Annotated in this window: 1 rRNA gene; it reads left to right on the top strand. The window is 42.3% G+C overall.

The features are described from left to right. Window positions 1-160: 160 nt before the first annotated feature. Window positions 161-260: ribosomal RNA gene (locus MRBLMS1_RS21950) — 23S ribosomal RNA — on the top strand; the annotation flags it as partial.

Here is a 260-nt window from a genome sequence, read left to right as displayed (position 1 = left end):
ACAATCTGGAAGAAGTAAAGATTATTTATTGATCGGTTTGCCGTAAAAGGTAAATCGATGGGTAATGATTGTATGTATCAACAAACAAGCAACAACGTTGTACTTTCTTATCCCTGTAGCGCTCTTTTCGTTCGAAAGAATGAAGAGGCTAACGTTATAGGGACAAGCGAATAAGTGCACATGGTGGATGCCTTGGCGATTACAGGCGATGAAGGACGTAGTAGCTTGCGATAAGCTGCGGGGAGTGAGCAAACACACTT

The sequence above is a fragment of the Massilia sp. LMS1-1-1.1 genome (assembly GCF_040815535.1).
Taxonomy (GTDB): Bacteria; Pseudomonadota; Gammaproteobacteria; order Burkholderiales; family Burkholderiaceae_D; genus Janthinobacterium; species Janthinobacterium aestuarii.
The sequence above is the reverse complement of the archived record's forward strand: the minus strand, read 5'-3'. Positions and strand labels throughout refer to the sequence as shown.